Origin of the sequence: Micromonospora chokoriensis (assembly GCF_900091505.1) — a bacterium.
Taxonomy (GTDB): Bacteria; Actinomycetota; Actinomycetes; order Mycobacteriales; family Micromonosporaceae; genus Micromonospora; species Micromonospora chokoriensis.
In genome coordinates this window covers 4,679,985-4,696,946 of sequence record NZ_LT607409.1, presented here as the reverse complement: position 1 = coordinate 4,696,946, position 16,962 = coordinate 4,679,985, and the positions used below count along the sequence as shown (strand labels likewise).

The window sequence follows — 16,962 nt, the reverse complement described above, 5'->3', positions numbered from 1 at the left end:
CCATCCCTCTACGACAAGCAGTAGTATTTACTACGTCTCGTAGTACGGATGGTTGGGGGTTTCAGGTGGACGCGTTGGACGTCGCCCGCTGGCAGTTCGGTGTCACCACCGTCTACCACTTTCTCTTCGTGCCGCTGACCATCGGCCTGTCCGTGCTGGTCGCCATCCTGCAGACGCTGTGGCACCGCACCGGCAACGAGCGCTACCTCAAGCTCACGAAGTTCTACGGCAAGCTGTTCCTGATCAACTTTGCCATGGGCGTGGTCACCGGGATCGTGCAGGAGTTCCAGTTCGGCATGAACTGGAGCGACTACTCCCGCTTCGTCGGCGACATCTTCGGCGCGCCACTGGCCATCGAGGCGCTCGTCGCGTTCTTCCTCGAATCCACCTTCATCGGCCTGTGGATCTTCGGCTGGGACCGGCTGCCCAAGCGGGCGCACCTGGCCAGCATCTGGGCCGCCGCGATCGGCACCAACCTCTCCGCGTACTTCATCCTCGCCGCGAACTCGTTCATGCAGAACCCGGTCGGCTACCGCATCAACCCCGACAGTGGGCGCGCCGAGCTCACCGACTTCCCGGCCGTGCTGACCAACAAGGTCGCCCTGATCACCTTCCCGCACACCCTGGCCGGGTCGTTCCTGGTCGCCGGGTCGCTGGTCGTGGCCGTCGGCCTGTACCACGTGATCCGCAACCGCGACTCCGCCGACACCGGCGCGTACCGCTTCGCCACGAAGTTCGGCTCCTGGGTGGTCCTGGTCGCCTCCGCCGCCGTGCTGTTCACCGGCGACATCCAGGGCAAGATCATGACCGAGGTGCAGCCGATGAAGATGGCCGCCGCCGAGGGCCTCTACACCACCGAGAGCCCCGCCTCGTTCTCCGTGCTCACCATCGGCAGCCTCGACGGCAGCCGCGAGGTGTTCGCCCTCAAGATCCCTTACCTGCTGTCGTACCTGGGCACCGGCGACCCGCACGGCACCGTGCACGGCATCAACGACCTGCAGGCCCAGTACGCCACCCAGTACGGCGCGGGCAGCTACACCCCGATCATCCCGGTCACCTACTGGAGCTTCCGCTTCATGATCGCCTTCGGGATGGCCGCCGGCGCGATCGCCCTGCTGGTGCTCTGGAGTCAGCGCAAGGGCCGTACCCCGAGCAGTAGGTGGCTGCTGCGCGCCGGCCTGGCCATGCCGGTGCTGCCGTTGCTGGCCAACTCGTTCGGCTGGATCTTCACCGAGATGGGCCGCCAGCCGTGGATCGTCTTCGGCGAGATGCTCACCCGCAACGGGGTGTCGCGCAGCGTCTCGCTGGCCGAGGTGCTCACCTCGTTCACCGCGTTCACGCTGATCTACGCCACCCTCGCCGTGATCGAGGTCAAGTTGCTGCTGCGCTACGCCAGGGCCGGCGTACCCGACGTCAGCGAACAACCCCCGACCGACGACACCGACGACGCCGAGCGTCCGCTCGCCTTCGCCTACTGATCCCGGAGCCCATCGTGGACCTGACCACCATCTGGTTTCTCCTCGTCGCCGTGCTGTTCACCGGGTACTTCATCCTGGAGGGCTTCGACTTCGGCGTCGGCATGCTCCTGCCCGTCCTGGGCCGCGACGACCGGCAACGCCGCGTCCTGATCAACACCATCGGGCCGGTCTGGGACGGCAACGAGGTGTGGTTGATCACCGCCGGTGGCGCGATGTTCGCCGCGTTCCCCGAGTGGTACGCCACCCTGTTCTCCGGCTTCTACCTGCCGCTGCTGCTGATCCTGCTGGCCCTGATCGCCCGGGGCGTCGCGTTCGAGTACCGGCACAAGCGCCCCGAGGCGTCCTGGAAGCGCCGCTGGGACACCGCGATCGTGGTCGGCTCGCTGCTGCCGGCGTTCCTGTGGGGTGTCGCCTTCGCCAACATCCTGCGCGGGGTGCCACTGGACGCCGAGCACGAGTACGTCGGTGGCCTCGTGGACCTGCTCAACCCGTACTCCCTGCTCGGTGGCGCGACCACCCTCGCGTTGTTCCTCACCCACGGCGCGGTGTTCCTCGCCCTGAAGACCACCGGCGACATCCGCGAGCGTGCGGGCGCGCTCGCGGTGCGCCTGGGCGTCGGGGCCGTCGTCCTCGCGGTGGGTTTCCTGACCTGGACGTTGAGCATCCGTTCCAGCACGGCCGCCGTCGTGCTTGCCGTCGGCGCGGCCCTCGCGCTGCTCGGTGGTCTGTCCGCCGCCCGGGTACGCCGGGAGGGCTGGGCGTTCACCGGCACCGCCGTGGCGATCGGCCTGGCCGTGGCGACCCTGTTCGCGGCGCTGTTCCCGAACGTGCTGCCCTCCACCCTGGACCCCGCCGGGACGTTGACGGCCACCAACGCCGCGTCCACCCCGTACACCCTGAAGATCATGACCTGGGTGGCGGTGATCTTCACTCCGGTGGTGCTGGCCTACCAGGCGTGGACGTACTGGGTGTTCCGCAAGCGCATCGGCGTGGCCAACATCCCCCAGCACTGACCTCCCGCCCCCGCCAGCCCCGCCAGCCCGGTCGATCATGGAGTTGTGGTGCCCGATTCGAGGCGTCGAGGGCTTTTTGTACCCACCACAACTCCATGATCGACGGGGTCTCGGCGCGGGGCGGGCCGGTATATCGGCTGTTGGCTCGGATCCGCGTCGCTACGGTGTGCCGATGCATGTACGCGAACTCACCGCCGACGACCTCGACGCCGCCTGGGAGCTGGGCCGGTTCGCGTTCGGTTCCGGCCCGCGGCAACCCGCCAGCACCACCACCGAGGTGCCTGGGCTGACACGCTACGGCGCGTTCGACGACGCCGGGCGAATCGTCGGAAAGGTCGTCGACCTGCACCACGACCAGTGGTGGTCGGGGCGGGCGGTGTCGGCCGCCGACGTGGCGGGTGTGGCGGTCGCCCCCGAGGCCCGCGGCCGGGGTGTGGCTCGTGCCATGCTCACCGCCCTGCTGCGCGGTGCCCGCGACCGTGGCGCGGCGGTCAGCGCGCTCTACCCGACCGTCGCCGCCCCGTACCGGGCCTGCGGCTGGGAGGCCGCCGGTGTGCTGCGGACGGTCGACCTGCCCACCGCCACGCTGCCCCGGCACCACCCCGACCCGCGGTTCGTGGTGCGTGCGGGCACAGTGGCCGACCTGCCGGCCGTCGACGCCCTGTACGAGCAGGTCACCCGGCACCGCAACGGCCTGCTGACCCGCCGGGGTGAGCTGTTCGACTTCTACGCCGCCGACGGTGCCCTGCCGGGCGACGGGCTCACTCTTGTGGAAAAGGGCGGCGACCTTATCGGCTACGCCGTCTGGAAACGGGGGCGCGGTTACGGGGCCGACTCGGTGCTCACCGTCGACGAGGCCCTGGCCGTCACCGCCGAGGCCGCCCGGGAACTCGTCGGGGTGCTGGCGAGTTGGGCGAGCGTCGCGCCGACCCTGCGACTGTGCCCGCTCGACGGCGACGCGGTGAGCGCCTGCCTGCCGCTGGAGTCGGCCCGCGAGCACGAGCGGGACCTGTGGATGCACCGGCCGGTCGACGTCGCCCGCGCGGTGAGCGCCCGGGGGTGGCCCGCCCACGTGCGGGGCTTCGTCGACTTCCGCCTCACCGATCCGCTCGCCGAGTGGAACACCGGCACCTGGCGGTTGGCTGTGGCCGACGGCGAGGCTGAGCTGACCCGCGTCGACGGCGAGGCGGATCTGCGGCTGGACGTGCGGGGTTTCGCGTTGCTGTACACCGGGGCGGCCGGCGCCCGGTCGGTCGCGCAGGCGGGTCTGCTGCACGCCGCCGGTGTCACGCCGGACGCCCTGGACCTGCTGGGCGCGGGCGGCCCGGCCCAGGTGCTCGACTACTTCTGACCGGCCGCCAGTTCGGCGTCGGCGCGTTGGGTGATGACTGTGAGCGCCCGGGCGGCGGCGCTCGCCTCGTCGGCGGGGATGTCCGCGTAGAGGCGGGCGGTGATGCCGGAGACGACGTCCGCGACGCGGGCCTGCGTGGCGTGACCGGCGTCGGTGAGCCGGATCCGCGTCGCGTCGGTGTCGTCGTGGGCGAGGTTCGCGTCGAGGAGTTCGGCGATCACCTCGTGGACGGTCGGCGCGTCGACCTTGAGTGTGCTGGTGATCCGGTGCGTGAGGTGTGCGCGTTCGACGGGCCCGTCGGCGAGGGCGTTGAGCGCGAGCACCTGGCCGAAGGTGAGCCCGAGTGGGGCGACGGCGCGCTCCAGCAGGGCCCGGGTGGCGTAGTGGGCCTGGCCGATGACCTGGCCGTTGAGGGTGGGAGCGGTGGACATGACGCCTCCTTTCAAACGTTGGTCGAACCAACGTTGGTGCAGCCAACGTAGCATGGATCGTGGGTCGCGCCAACGATTCCTGTTAGGCTGCGGTCATGCAGTCCACCGCCCCGCAGTCACCCGCCGGGCTCCGCACCACCCCGACCTGGTTGCTCAACCAGACCGCCGCTCACGCCGCCCGGCTCGTCAGCGAGGGCTTCGCCGCGCACGGCCTACGCGGCTACCACTACCGGCTGCTCGCCACGCTGGCCGAGGACGGGCCCGCCAGCCAGGCCGACCTGGGCCGACGCTGCGGCATCGACCGCAGCGACGTCGTCGCCGCCGTCAACGACCTGGCCGGTCGGGGGCTCGTCGTACGCGCCCCCGACCCGGCCGACCGCCGCCGCAACGTCATCAGCCTCACCGACGCCGGCGCCGACGAGGCCCACCGGATGGGCGACACCGTCGGCCGGGTCCAGGACGAGCTGCTCGCCCCGCTGTCCAGCGCCGAACGCGACCAACTGACCCGCCTGCTCACCCGGCTGCTGGAGCACCACGCCCGGCGCTGAGCACCCTCAGCGGGCCTCGCGCAACTCCGCCAGCCGGGCCTCGATCTCGGCCAACTCGGCGCGCAGCTTCTCGGCCTGCTGCTCCGCCTCGGCCCGCTCGGTGCCGAGGATCTGCTCCACCGCCTCCTGCACCCCGGGCACGTCGACCAACGCCACCATCTTCAACGCCTCGGCCGGCTTCACCACGTACGGCTTCGCCAGCGCCTTGCTGCCCTGCTGCGCGGCGACGGTCCACTCACCGTCGGCGTACGCCAACGTCACGGTGAGACCCGCGGGTCCCTTCGGCTTGACGGCCTTGACCGCCCGCCGCGCCGGCGGCTTCTCCGTCTGCTCCACCTTCGGCTCCTCCTGTCGCTGCGCGGGCACCCGCGGCGTGTCCAACACGAACTCCGGCGCCGCCACGGGCGCGGGCTCCGGCTCGGGCTCCGGTTTCGGCTCCGCCACCCGACGACCGGCGCCCTTGGGCGCCACCGCCAGGTCGGCGGGGGAGAACGGCAACTCGTCGCGACCGAAACGCACCACCACGAACTCGTCGGACACCTCCGGGTCGGTCAGCTCGATCACCTGACCGACCTGACCGGCGATCTGCCCCGCCGACGCGGTGAACACCACCCGCGGCTTACGCCCGGCCGCCAACGCCTCCCGGATGCTCTGCACCTCGTCAGTGGACAAACCCTGGCCGGCATCCATCACAACCCTCTTCCGTACACCTGTTTGATTTCTGTCTTGATACCAGCCGGCTGCGACACCCGCCGCACAGGGCCCACGACCGCTCAGCCGCCCAACGCCCGCAGCGCCCGGTCCGCGTGGTCGTTCATGCTGACCTCGCTGTGGATCACCTCGATGATCCGCCCGTCGGACCCGATCACGAACGTCATCCGCTTCGTGCTCAACGCCCCCAGCGGCATCCGCCGCCTCACCCCGAACTGCTGCGCCACAGTGCCGTCCTCGTCGGACAGCAGCGGATAGTCGAAGCCGTGCAGCTTCGAGAACTCGGCCTGCTTCGCCACCGGGTCGCGGCTGATGCCCACCCGCGTCGCGCCCAGCGCGGTGAACTCCGCCGCGAGGTCGCGGAAGTGGCAGCTCTCCGCCGTGCAGCCCCGCGTCATGGCCCCCGGGTAGAAGAACACCACCACCGGCCCGGCTGCCAGAAACTCCGACAGCCGCCGCGGCGTGCCCGTCTCATCCGGCAACTCGAAATCCTGCACCACGTCACCGACACCCACACCCGCCACCGCGCACCTCCGTTGTCGCATCGACCGAACGCGCGGGAAGCGTAAGCGATCACCTTCGGAGCAACCCCGACTCCCCGGCCACCCCGCCGCCACCGAGCACCACCACGCGCCGCATGTGACCCTCCTCTCGACGACCGGACCGCGCCGGTCACGGTAGCGTCGGCGCATCCTGCTCCGACAGCCCTGGAGGTGCCATGGCACCGGTCACCGTCATCACCGGCGGCGGTCGCGGCATCGGCGCGGCCACCGCCCGCCGCCTCGCCACCGGCGGTCACCACATCGCCCTGTGCTACCGCCGCGACGAGGCCGCCGCCGCGACCGTCCTGGCCGACCTGCGCGCGACCGGAGCGCAGGCCATCGCGGTACGCGCCGACACCACCGACCCCGACCAGGTCGCCGAGCTGTTCGACGCCGCAGCACAGCTCGGCCCGCTCACCGGCCTGGTCAACAACGCCGGCGTCACCAGCCTCATCGGACCCTTCACCGAGCTGCGCGTCGAGGATCTGCGCCGGGTCGTGGACGTCAACCTCGTCGGTTACGTCCTGTGCGCGCAGCAGGCCGCCCGCCGCCTCACCGAGGGCGGGGCGATCGTCAACGTCTCCTCGGCCGCCGCGACCCTCGGCAGCCCGGGGGAGTACGTGCACTACGCCGCGGTGAAGGCCGCCACCGACACCCTCACCGTGGGCCTGGCCAAGGAACTCGCCCCGAAGGGCATCCGGGTCAACGCCGTCGCGCCCGGCATCGTACGTACCGACATCCACGCCGACTCCGGCGTGCCCGACCGCCCCGACTCGGCCGTCGGCCGCATCCCGCTGGGCCGTGCCGGCGAACCCGACGAGATCGCCGCCGCCATCGCCTGGCTGCTCGGCCCGGACGCCTCCTACGCCACCGGCACGGTCCTGCGGGTGTCCGGCGGCCTGTGAGCCGGGACGCCGCGCGCCCCGGCTCACCGCTCTCAGTGGGTGAACAGCTTCGCCGCCGTGACGACCGTCTGCGCCACCCCGTAGCCGAGCAGCACCGCCACCACCAGCCAGGAGATCCACAACCGGGCCTGCTGCCCGTTACGGCTGTCGTCGCTCATCGCGTACCACTCCTCTGCTCGGTCTTCGGCCCGTCCACGTTCCCCGCCGGCTCGTGGTAGCGCTGCGGCACCGGCCGCACCAACAGGTTCGCCACGAAACCCACCGCGAGGACCCCCACCATGGTGAACAGCGCCGGCCGGTACGCCGCCGCCGTCAACGTGCCCGGCTCGCCCTGCGCGTCGAGGAACCCGTTGACGATCAGCGGACCGGCGATCCCCGCCGCCGACCACGCGGTCAGCAGCCGGCCGTGGATCGCGCCGACCTGGAACGTGCCGAACAGGTCCCGCAGGTACGCCGGCACGGTCGCGAAACCACCGCCGTAGAACGACAGGATCACGCAGGCCAACAGCACGAACAACGCCGTGGCGGTCTGCCCCACGAGGGCCAGCGCCGCGTAGAGCACCATGCCGACACCCAGGTACACCAGGTAGATCGGTTTGCGGCCGATGACGTCCGACGTGGACGACCACACGAACCGGCCGGCCATGTTGAACAGCGACAACAGGCCCACGAACCCGCCGGCCGCCGCGACGGTCACCGCCGACGTGCCGTTGTCCCGGAAGAAGTCCTGGATCATCGGGCTGGCCTGCTCCAGGATGCCGATGCCGGCGGTGACGTTGCAGAACAGCACCACCCACAGCAGCCAGAACGCGCGGGTCTTCACCGCGTTCGCCGCCGACACGTTCGCCGTGGTGACCAGCGGTTTCGCCGCGACGCTCGCCGGGTCGAAGCCGGCCGGGCGCCAATCCTCGGCCGGCACCCGCACGTTCGCCACCCCGAACATCATGATCACGAAGTAGCCGAGGCCGAGCGTCACGAACAACCAGACCAGGGCGCTGCCCGACGCCGTCGACCCGGCGTTGGCCGGGTCGTAGCCGGGGTCGTAGAACGACAACAGTTGCCGGGACAGGGGAGAGGCGACCATCGCCCCACCACCGAACCCCATGATCGCCAAACCGGTGGCCAGGCCCGGCCGGTCCGGGAACCACTTGATCAACGTGGAGACCGGCGAGATGTAGCCGATCCCCAGACCGATGCCGCCGAGCAGGCCGTAGCCCAGATACAGCAACCACAGTTGCTTCGTGGCGATGCCCACCGAACCCACCAGGAAACCCGCCGCCCAGAAGCAGGCCGAGACGAACATCGCCTTACGCGGCCCGTTCGCCTCCACCCAGGTCCCGGCGACCGCGGCGGACAACCCCAGCATCACGATCGCGATGCTGAAGATCACCCCGATCGCGGTCTGACTGGTGTCGAAGTGCGCGATCAGCGAGTTCTTGTAGACGCTTGTCGCGTAGACCTGGCCGATGCACAGGTGGATGGCCAACGCCGCCGGGGGGATGAGCCACCGGCTGTAGCCGGGCGGCGCGACGGTGTGCCGACGATCGAGTGCGGAAAGCATGCGCTGCTTCCTCTCCGATGAGGACGAGACGTCCCCACAACGTGCCCACCGCACACACCAGCGGCAAACCTCGGCAGCGCCGGGCGGTCGATACCGTGAGCTGAGCGGTCACTCAGCCACGCCACCGGGTCAGCCCGCCCGCCACACCCAGTTGGACGTCACACCTGGGCGATCAGCTCGGCGGTCACCGGCTCGTCGACGCCGAACCCGAGCGCCGTGGACCAGTAGCCCGTCGGGTCGTGCCGCATCGACAGCACCACCCCGCCGCCCACCCTGGCCGTCCGGTCCCGAGCGCCTCCCGCACGTCGGCCGGCACACCCGACTCGTACCGGAACATGAACTCGGCCTCGGCCAGCTCGGCGAGCGCGCCCACCCTCTCATCAGTTGCCATCCGGCACACCCTGCCAGGGCGCGGCGAGCTCCGACGCCGGCGCCGTGAGCAGCGCCACTACCGCAGGTCCGGGGCGTGCCAGCCACCGGCGAGGGCCTCGGCGTCCGCCGGACCCCAGGTGCCCTTGTCGTACGACCGCACCGGCGCCGGCAGGTCCAGGACCGGTGCCACGATGCGCCACTCCTGCTCGATCGTCTCCGCGCGGGCGAACCGCAGGTGCTGCCCGTCCATCGCGTCGTCGAGCAACCGCTCGTACGCCTCCTGGCGGCGGCCGAACGCCGACCCGAAGTCGACGGACAGGTCCACCGGACGACTCGCGACCTCGGCACCCGGGCTCTTCGCCTGGATCGACATCGTGATGCCGTCGCCGCGCCCGAGCCGGAACCGCAACAGGTTCGCGGCGGTCGCCGTGCCCCGTTCGGCGGGGATCAGCGAACGCTGCGGCTGCTTGAACTCGACCACGACCTCCGTCGCCGTCCCCGGCAGGGACTTGCCGGTGCGCAGGTAGAACGGCACACCCGCCCAGCGGGGGGAGTCGACGGTCAACCGGGTCGCCACGAACGTCTCGGTGTTGGAGTCGGCGGCGACGCCCGGCTCGTCGCGGTAGCCGGCGTACTGCCCCCGGACCGTGGACTCCGGCGACAGCGGCGCGATCTGCCGCAGCACCGCCGCCTCCGCCTCCCGGAAGGCCGTCGTGTCGTCACTGGCCGGCGCCTCCATCGCGATCAACGCGACGACCTGCAGGATGTGGTTCTGCAACACGTCGCGGGTGGCACCCACCGTGTCGTAGAACCCGGCCCGACCCTGCGTACCGAACGCCTCCGCGAGGGTCACCTGAACGTTGTCGATGTGCTCGTTGTTCCACAACGGCTCGAACAACCGGTTGGCGAACCGGAAGGCGTAGAGACCCTCGACGGCCTCCTTGCCCAGGTAATGGTCGATGCGGAACACCCGCTCGCTGTCGAACGCCGCCCGCAGGGTGCGATCCAGCTCACGCGACGACTCCAGGTCACGCCCGAACGGCTTCTCCACGATCACCCGGCCCCGGTCGGCCAACCCGACCGCCGCGAGGCCCTCGACGACGGAGGAGAACACCGCCGGAGGAATCGCCAGGTAGAAGACGGGCCGCTCGGCGTCGCGCAGACGCTCGGCCAGACGCCGGTACGTCGCCGGGTCGGCGTAGTCGCCGGAGATCATCGAAAGGTTGGCCGCCAGCCCGTCGAAGGCCTCGTCGTCGATCCCGTCACTGGCCTCCAGCACCGACTTGCGGGCCGTGGTGACGAGCTGCTGGTCATCCCAGGGCGAGCGGGCCACGCCGATCACCGGGACATCCAGGCGGCCGCGTCGGGTCAACTCGTACAGCGCCGGGAACAGCTTCTTCGAGACGAGGTCGCCGGTGACGCCGAACAGCACCACCGCGTCTGAGCGCATGTGCATGGCACTTCCATTCGATCATCTGATTCTGATCTTCCGCACGGACAACGGCGCGACCACCTGCGGAATTCCCGGCCGACGACGCACGTCAGGTCAGCCACAGCGGCGGCGCTCACCCGGAACAGAGAGGTGTGACGGGGGTTACGGAAGAACCGCCCGTGGTTCGAACGCGCCTGATCCGGCAGCGGGCCCTGACTTTTGTCACGACCACCTGTGCACCACGCATCGAAGCTCATGACTAACTGCACTGGGGGGCACCCCGTCCCGTCCACGAGACTCGATCCAGAGCGCCGGCACGACAGCCGGCCAGGTTCGAGACGGGAGGCGGGACGGTGGACGAGCGCTACGACAGCTACTGCGCTGCTGATCGACTGTTCTACGACTCGCTCGGCAGCGCCGTCGCGCAACCCGCCTTCCCGGCCGCCGACCGGCCCGTGCCGCACGGCTGGCGCCGCGAACCCCTCGACGACTGGCTGATCTACGGCCCGGACGGCGGCGCACTGCCCCAACAGGGCTGGAAGATCCACATCTCGGCCACGCTGACCAACGCCGAACGGATCCTCGACACCGTCTTCGACTACTGCGTACCCCGAGGGCTGTCCTTCAAATTCCTGCGCGGACCCCGCACCCTGCTGCTGCGCAACTCCAAGTACGCCGCCCGAGCCGCCAGCGGCAAGTTCGTCACGGTCTACCCACGCGACGACGCGGAGCTGGAGCTGACCTGCAAGGAACTCGACGAACTGCTCGCCGGCGAGCCCGGACCGTACGTCCTCAGCGACCTGCGCTACGGAACCGGCCCGGTCCACGTGCGCTACGGGGGCTTCGCCGCCCGCTACTGCCACTCCCCGGACGGGCAGGTCGTGCCGGCGATCGAGGACGACACCGGCACGCTCGTGCCCGACCGCCGCGAACCCGTCTTCCACCTCCCGGCCTGGGTCACCCTGCCCGACTTCCTCGGCCCCCACCTGTCCGCCCGCAACGACACCAGCACCAACGAAGTGCCCTACCGCATCGAGCGGGTCATCCACTTCTCCAACGGCGGCGGACTGTACGTGGGCCGGGACCTGCGCACCGACACCCAGGTGGTCCTCAAGGAAGCCCGACCACACGCCGGCCTGGACGCCGACGGCACCGACGCCGTCGCCCGGCTGGCCCGCGAGGCCACGGCCCTACGGCACCTCGCCGACCTACCGCAGGTCCCGCGCGTCCACGACGAGTTCACCCTCGGCGAGCACCACTTCCTCGCCCTCGAATTCATCGAGGGTCGACCGCTGAACAAGGCGCTCGTCGACAGGTACCCCCTCATCGACGCCGACGCGACACCCGACGACCGGGAGGCTTACACCACCTGGGCCCGGCACGTCTACGAACAGGTCGACTCGCTCATCACCGCGATCCACGACCGCGGCCTGGTCTACGGCGACCTGCACCTGTTCAACATCATGATCCGCCCCGACAACCAGGTCGCCCTCGTCGACTTCGAGGTCGCCGCCCCGATCGCCGGACACCGCCGACCCGGGCTGCGCAACCAGGGCTTCGCCGCACCCCGCGACCGCACCGGACCCGCGGTGGACCGCTACGCCCTGGCCTGCCTGCGACTGGCCCTGTTCCTGCCGCTGACCCAACTGGTCCGCCTCGCCCCCGCCAAAGCGGCACACCTGGCCGACATCATCGCCGCGAACCTCCCGGTGCCCCGGTCGTTCCTCGACCCGGCCGTCGAAGAGATCACCGGGCACGCACCGACCACCACCGCCCCCGACGTGCACCTCGGCGACCGGCCGACCGCACAGGACCGACTGACCACAGCGATCGTCGCCAGCGCCACCCCCGAACGCGACGACCGCCTCTACCCCGGCGACATCGAACAGTTCCGCACCGGCGGCCTCAACCTCGCCCACGGCGCGGCCGGCGTCCTGTACGCCCTGCACGCCAGCGGCGCCGACCGACAGCCCGAACACGAGCAATGGCTGGTACGGCGAGCAACGGCACCCCCCTCCGGCACCCGCTGCGGCTTCTACGACGGCCTGCACGGCGTCGCCTACGCCCTGGAACACCTCGGCCGCCGACAGGACGCCCTCGACGTCCTCGACATCTGCCTCCGCGAACCCCTCGACGGGCTCGACCACAGCCTGCACAGCGGACTGTCCGGGATCGCCCTCAACCTCGCCGAACTGGCCGCCCGCACCGGCGAGACGGCACTGCGCGACGCCTCCTGGCACGCCGCCGAACGCGTCATCGACCACCTCGCCGACGACCCCGGCCCCGACATCAGCGGCGGACGCCACCCGTACGCCGGGCTGCTGCGCGGCCGCACCGGCCCGGCGCTGATGGCCCTACGGCTGCACGAACTGACCGGCGACGACACCCTGCTCCGGCACGCCGCCACCGCACTACGGCAGGACCTGCGCCGCTGCGTGCTCCGCCCGGACGGCGCACTGGAGGTCAACGAAGGCTGGCGGACCATGCCCTACCTGGCCAACGGCAGCGTCGGCATCGGACTGGTCATCGACCAGTACCTACGCCACCGCGCCGACGACCAGTTCACCGAGGCGAGCGCGGGGATCCGCCGCGCGGCACGCTCACCGTTCTACGCCCAGTCCGGGCTCTTCGCCGGACGCGCCGGCATCATCACCTACCTCGCCGCCTCACCCGACGACACCGACCGCCGCGACCTCACCGCGCAACTGGACCGGCTGACCTGGCACGCGCTGCCGTACGCCGGCGGCACCGCCTTCCCCGGCGAGCAACTGCTCCGCCTGTCCATGGACCTCGGCACCGGCACCGCCGGCGTGCTGCTCGCGCTGGCCTGCGCCCAGCACGACACACCACCGACGCTGCCGTTCCTCACGCCCCTCACGGGCGCACCGACCCCCTCGCCACAACGAGGGCACCTTCACCACCGACAAAGCGAAGGGAGGTGACACGACATGGCGCTTCTGGACCTCCAGGGCCTGGAGATGGCTCCGGCCGACCGCACGGGTGGCGGTAGCCGGGCGAGCCTGCTGCTCTGCGGCGACAGCTCGCTCTCCGTCACGACCTGCAACTGATCCCATCGCACACGGTTGCCCTGGGCGGGTACACACCCACCCAGGGCGACCGCGCATCACCGGGAGGGAACCGATGTCGGCGTTCGACACGGGCGACCGGTTACTCCGACGCACCGCACTGGCCGGCGGCGGCTGGACCGCCACCCTCGCCGCGGTCGCCCTGCTCGGCGCGACCGCCGAACTCCTGCTCCCCGCAGCCCTCGGCCACGCCGTCGACACCGCCCTCACCGGCGGCTCCGGCTGGTGGACCGCCTGCGCCCTCGTCCTCGTCCTCATCTGCGTCGACACCCTCAGCGACCTGGCCACCGGACTCGGCGCGGCACGCGCCACCGCAGGGCTCCGCCGCCACCTGCTACGCCACCTGTTCGCCCTCGACGTCCGCGCCACCCGCCGCCACCCGGTCGGCGACCTCGTCGCCCGGCTGGTCAGCCAGGCCGCCGACGCCGGCCAGGCCGGCAACGCCATCGTCCTCGCCACGGTGGCAGTCCTCCCACCGCTGGGCAGCGTCGTCGCGCTCACCATCATCCACCCGGCACTCGGGATCACCCTCCTCGCCGGCCTGGGCCTGCTCACCGTCCTCATGCGAGCCTTCGTCACCGACGCCTCGACCGCGACCGCGAACTACCAACGGGTCCTGGGCGGCATCGCCGGCCGACTCCTGGAGTCACTCAACGGCGCCCGCACCATCGCCGCCGCCGCCACCACCCACCGCGAACAGCAACGCATCCTCGCCGACCTCCCCACACTGAACCGGTACGGCCACCGCGGATGGACACTCCTGGCCACGGCAAGCGCCCGCACCGCCGCCGTCGCACCCCTGCTGCACCTCAGCGTCATCGCCGTCGGCGGATACGCCCTGACCGCCACCTGGCTCACACCAGGACAACTGGTCGCCGCGATCCGCTACGCCGCCCTCGGCGCCGGACTCGGCGGCGTACTCGCCACCCTCAACCACCTCGTCCGCAGCCGCGCCGGCGCACACCGCATCGCCGACGTCCTCGCCCAACCCGCCACACCCACCGGCACCCGACCCCTGCCACCCGGCGGCGGCACACTGCAACTCCGCGCCGTCAGCGTGCACACCGACGACGGCCGCCCCATCCTGGACCGGATCGACCTGCACGTCCCAGCCGGCGCCACCGTCGCCGTCGTCGGCACGTCCGGCGCCGGCAAGTCGACCCTCGCCGCCATCGCCGGACGACTACACGACCCCGACACCGGCGACGTACGACTCGACGGAGTGCCCCTACGCCACCTCGACCCGGCCGCGCTGCGCCGCGCCGTGGGCTACGCCTTCGACCGACCCGTCCTCATCGGCGCGACCATCCACGACGCCATCGGCCTGGCACTACCAGCCGAGACGGCGACACCACCACCCGAACCGACCCCGGCCACACCGGCCGTCCTCGCCGCCACCCGCGCCGCAGCCGTGGCCGACGTCGTCGAACGACTCCCCGACGGCTACCGCACCCCACTGATCCACACACCACTGTCCGGCGGCGAAACCCAACGCCTCGGCCTGGCCCGCGCCTTCACCGCCGACCGACTCCTCATCCTCGACGACGCCACCTCCAACCTGGACACCGCCACCGAACACCGCATCACCCAGGCGACCACCGCACGACCCGACCACCGCACCCGACTCCTGATCACCCACCGGGCCGCGACCGCGGCAGCCGCGGACCTGGTCGCCTGGCTGCACGCCGGCCGGCTCCGCGGCCTCGCACCCCACCACCACCTCTGGGCCGACCCGGAATACCGCGCCGTCTTCACACCCACCAGCAGCACACCGTGACCCACCCCGGCGTACGACAGGTCACCTGGCAGGCCGCACGGGCCAGCCGGCGAGACCTGACCCGCCTCGCCGGCTGGTCACTCGTCGAAGCGATACCCGCACTGCTCTCCGGCTACCTGGTCGCCCGCGCCGTCGACGACGGCTTCCTGACCGGACGTCCCGCCACCGGCCTCGCCTGGCTGGGCACCCTCGCCGCCGCCGTCCTGCTCGGGGCAGCGGCCACCGGCCGCACCTACCGATGCCTCGGCGCCGTGGTCGAACCCTTCCGCGACGAACTCGCCACCCGCATGGTCCAGGGAGCGCTGCACGACGCCACCCGCACCGGCGCGCACCCGGACAACGCCGCCCTGGCCCGCCTCACCCACCAGCTGGAGATCGTCCGCGACACCTTCGCCGGCCTGCTCATGGTCACCCGAGGCTTCCTCTTCGCCGCCGGCGCGGCCCTCCTCGGACTCCTCGCCCTGGCACCCGTCGTCGCGGCACTGGCCGCCGCGCCACTGGCCGCCGGCCTGGCCGTCTTCCTCGCCGCACTACCAGCCATGATCACGCACCAACGCGCCTACGTCCGCACCGGCGAACACCTCAGCCACTCCGCCGCCACCGCCCTGACCGCGCACCGCGACGTCCTGGCCTGCGGCGCCCAGACCCGCGTCACCACCGACGTCGACCACCACGTATCCGCCCAGGCCACAGCGGAACGCACCCTCGCCCGGATGGCCGCCATCCGCAGCCTCAGCCTCGGCATCGGCGGCTGGCTCCCACTGATCGTCCTGCTGATCGCCGCACCCTGGCTGGTCGAACGGGGCCTGACCGCCGGCGCGGTACTGGGCGCGCTGATCTACATCTCCACCGGCCTGCAACCAGCCCTGCACACCCTGCTCCAGGGCATCGGCGGCGGGGGACTGCGCTACCTGGTCACCCTGGAAAACATCCTGCGCACCTACCCGGAACCCGACACCACCCACCCCACCGAACCCCACACCCCACCCCGGTCGACCACCAGCCCCACCCCGGCCGCCGAGATCCGCAACCTGACCTTCCGCTACGGCCCCCACGCCCGACCCGTCCTGGACAACCTCTCACTGACCCTCGACCACGGAGACCACCTCGCCGTCGTAGGCCCCAGCGGCGCCGGCAAATCCACCCTCGCCGCCCTCCTCGCCGGCCTCCTACCACCACAGAACGGCACGGTCCGCCTCGCCGGCCACCCGGTCACCGACACCCCACCCACCATCCTCGCCACCAGACGGGTACTGGTCCCGCAGGAGGCGTACATCTTCACCGGCCGACTCGCCGACAACCTGCGCTACCTACGGCCCGACGCCGACGACCACACCCTGGAAACCGCCATCGACACCCTCGGCGCACGCCCCCTGGCCACCCGACTGGGCGGCCTGACCGCGCCCATCACACCAGCCCTGCTCTCCAGCGGCGAACGACAACTCATCGCCGCCATCCGAGCCTGGCTCGCACCCGCCCCACTGGTGATCCTCGACGAAGCCACCTGCCACCTGGACCCGGCACTGGAGGCAACAGTCGAAGACGCCTTCGCCCGACGACCCGGCACCCTGGTCGTCATCGCCCACCGCATCAGCTCAGCGATCCGCGCCCACCGGGTGCTCGTCCTCGACGGCACCGAACCCCGGGCCGGCACCCACGAACACCTGCTGGAACACTCCACGGCCTACCGGCTGCTCGTCGGCCACTGGCAGGAGCACACCACACCACCCCTGCCATCACGACCCGGGTGAACCC

The 16,962-nt window shown here is 71.2% G+C and carries 15 protein-coding genes; 9 read left to right on the top strand and 6 right to left on the bottom strand.

Annotated features, from left to right (window positions below; translation table 11 throughout):
• The first annotated feature begins 65 nt into the window (after window positions 1-65).
• The 3 genes from GA0070612_RS21660 (at window position 66) to GA0070612_RS21650 (ending at window position 3,842) form a co-directional block, all read left to right on the top strand.
• Window positions 66-1,478 (top strand): cytochrome ubiquinol oxidase subunit I, encoded by a 1,413-nt coding sequence (locus GA0070612_RS21660; RefSeq protein WP_088989583.1) that lies wholly within the window; start codon window positions 66-68, stop codon window positions 1,476-1,478.
• A gap of 14 nt (window positions 1,479-1,492) precedes the next feature.
• Window positions 1,493-2,491, top strand: a complete 999-nt coding sequence (cydB, locus tag GA0070612_RS21655) for a cytochrome d ubiquinol oxidase subunit II (RefSeq protein WP_088989582.1) — start codon at window positions 1,493-1,495, stop codon at window positions 2,489-2,491.
• A gap of 172 nt (window positions 2,492-2,663) precedes the next feature.
• Complete coding sequence (locus tag GA0070612_RS21650) at window positions 2,664-3,842, top strand: GNAT family N-acetyltransferase (protein ID WP_088991663.1); 1,179 nt, start codon at window positions 2,664-2,666, stop codon at window positions 3,840-3,842.
• Here GA0070612_RS21650 and GA0070612_RS21645 read toward each other — a convergent pair.
• Window positions 3,833-4,273 (bottom strand): helix-turn-helix domain-containing protein, encoded by a 441-nt coding sequence (locus tag GA0070612_RS21645; protein WP_088989581.1) that lies wholly within the window; start codon window positions 4,271-4,273, stop codon window positions 3,833-3,835. The genes GA0070612_RS21650 and GA0070612_RS21645 overlap by 10 nt on opposite strands.
• A 95-nt stretch (window positions 4,274-4,368) precedes the next feature.
• On the opposite strand from GA0070612_RS21645, the gene GA0070612_RS21640 reads away from it, so the two are divergent.
• Window positions 4,369-4,821 (top strand): MarR family winged helix-turn-helix transcriptional regulator, encoded by a 453-nt coding sequence (locus GA0070612_RS21640; protein ID WP_088989580.1) that lies wholly within the window; start codon window positions 4,369-4,371, stop codon window positions 4,819-4,821.
• Window positions 4,822-4,827: 6 nt separating this feature from the next.
• Here GA0070612_RS21640 and GA0070612_RS21635 read toward each other — a convergent pair whose 3' ends face one another.
• Together GA0070612_RS21635 and GA0070612_RS21630 are read right to left on the bottom strand one after the other, a co-directional pair.
• Complete coding sequence (locus GA0070612_RS21635; RefSeq protein WP_088989579.1) at window positions 4,828-5,511, bottom strand: hypothetical protein; 684 nt, start codon at window positions 5,509-5,511, stop codon at window positions 4,828-4,830.
• Between the two features lie 83 nt (window positions 5,512-5,594).
• Entirely contained in the window at window positions 5,595-6,056 is a 462-nt protein-coding gene (locus tag GA0070612_RS21630) for a peroxiredoxin (protein ID WP_269458267.1), read from the bottom strand.
• 194 nt (window positions 6,057-6,250) lie between these two features.
• On the opposite strand from GA0070612_RS21630, the gene GA0070612_RS21625 reads away from it, so the two are divergent.
• On the top strand, window positions 6,251-6,979 hold the full coding sequence (locus GA0070612_RS21625) for an SDR family NAD(P)-dependent oxidoreductase (protein ID WP_088989577.1): 729 nt from the start codon (window positions 6,251-6,253) through the stop codon (window positions 6,977-6,979).
• Between the two features lie 32 nt (window positions 6,980-7,011).
• Here GA0070612_RS21625 and GA0070612_RS32845 read toward each other — a convergent pair whose 3' ends face one another.
• From GA0070612_RS32845 to zwf, 3 genes are all read right to left on the bottom strand, one after another.
• Window positions 7,012-7,137, bottom strand: coding sequence for an MFS transporter small subunit (locus tag GA0070612_RS32845; RefSeq protein ID WP_269458266.1), 126 nt, complete (start codon window positions 7,135-7,137; stop codon window positions 7,012-7,014).
• Window positions 7,134-8,540, bottom strand: a complete 1,407-nt coding sequence (locus tag GA0070612_RS21620) for an OFA family MFS transporter (protein WP_088989576.1) — start codon at window positions 8,538-8,540, stop codon at window positions 7,134-7,136. Before GA0070612_RS21620 ends, GA0070612_RS32845 begins: the two co-directional genes overlap by 4 nt.
• A 448-nt stretch (window positions 8,541-8,988) precedes the next feature.
• A complete protein-coding gene (gene zwf / locus GA0070612_RS21615) occupies window positions 8,989-10,368 on the bottom strand; it encodes a glucose-6-phosphate dehydrogenase (protein WP_088989575.1) in 1,380 nt (459 codons plus the stop codon).
• A 329-nt stretch (window positions 10,369-10,697) separates the two neighbouring features.
• Here zwf and lanKC point away from each other — a divergent pair, with 329 nt between their 5' ends.
• From lanKC to GA0070612_RS21595, 4 genes are all read left to right on the top strand, one after another.
• Window positions 10,698-13,286 carry a class III lanthionine synthetase LanKC gene (gene lanKC, locus GA0070612_RS21610; RefSeq protein ID WP_088989574.1) on the top strand — a complete coding sequence of 863 codons (2,589 nt, stop codon included), beginning with the start codon at window positions 10,698-10,700 and terminating at the stop codon, window positions 13,284-13,286.
• 6 nt (window positions 13,287-13,292) lie between these two features.
• Window positions 13,293-13,412 carry a SapB/AmfS family lanthipeptide gene (locus tag GA0070612_RS21605; protein ID WP_013734295.1) on the top strand — a complete coding sequence of 40 codons (120 nt, stop codon included), beginning with the start codon at window positions 13,293-13,295 and terminating at the stop codon, window positions 13,410-13,412.
• A gap of 73 nt (window positions 13,413-13,485) precedes the next feature.
• Complete coding sequence (locus GA0070612_RS21600; RefSeq protein ID WP_088989573.1) at window positions 13,486-15,207, top strand: ATP-binding cassette domain-containing protein; 1,722 nt, start codon at window positions 13,486-13,488, stop codon at window positions 15,205-15,207.
• Window positions 15,204-16,958 carry an ATP-binding cassette domain-containing protein gene (locus GA0070612_RS21595; protein ID WP_088989572.1) on the top strand — a complete coding sequence of 585 codons (1,755 nt, stop codon included), beginning with the start codon at window positions 15,204-15,206 and terminating at the stop codon, window positions 16,956-16,958. Before GA0070612_RS21600 ends, GA0070612_RS21595 begins: the two co-directional genes overlap by 4 nt.
• Window positions 16,959-16,962: the final 4 nt, after the last annotated feature.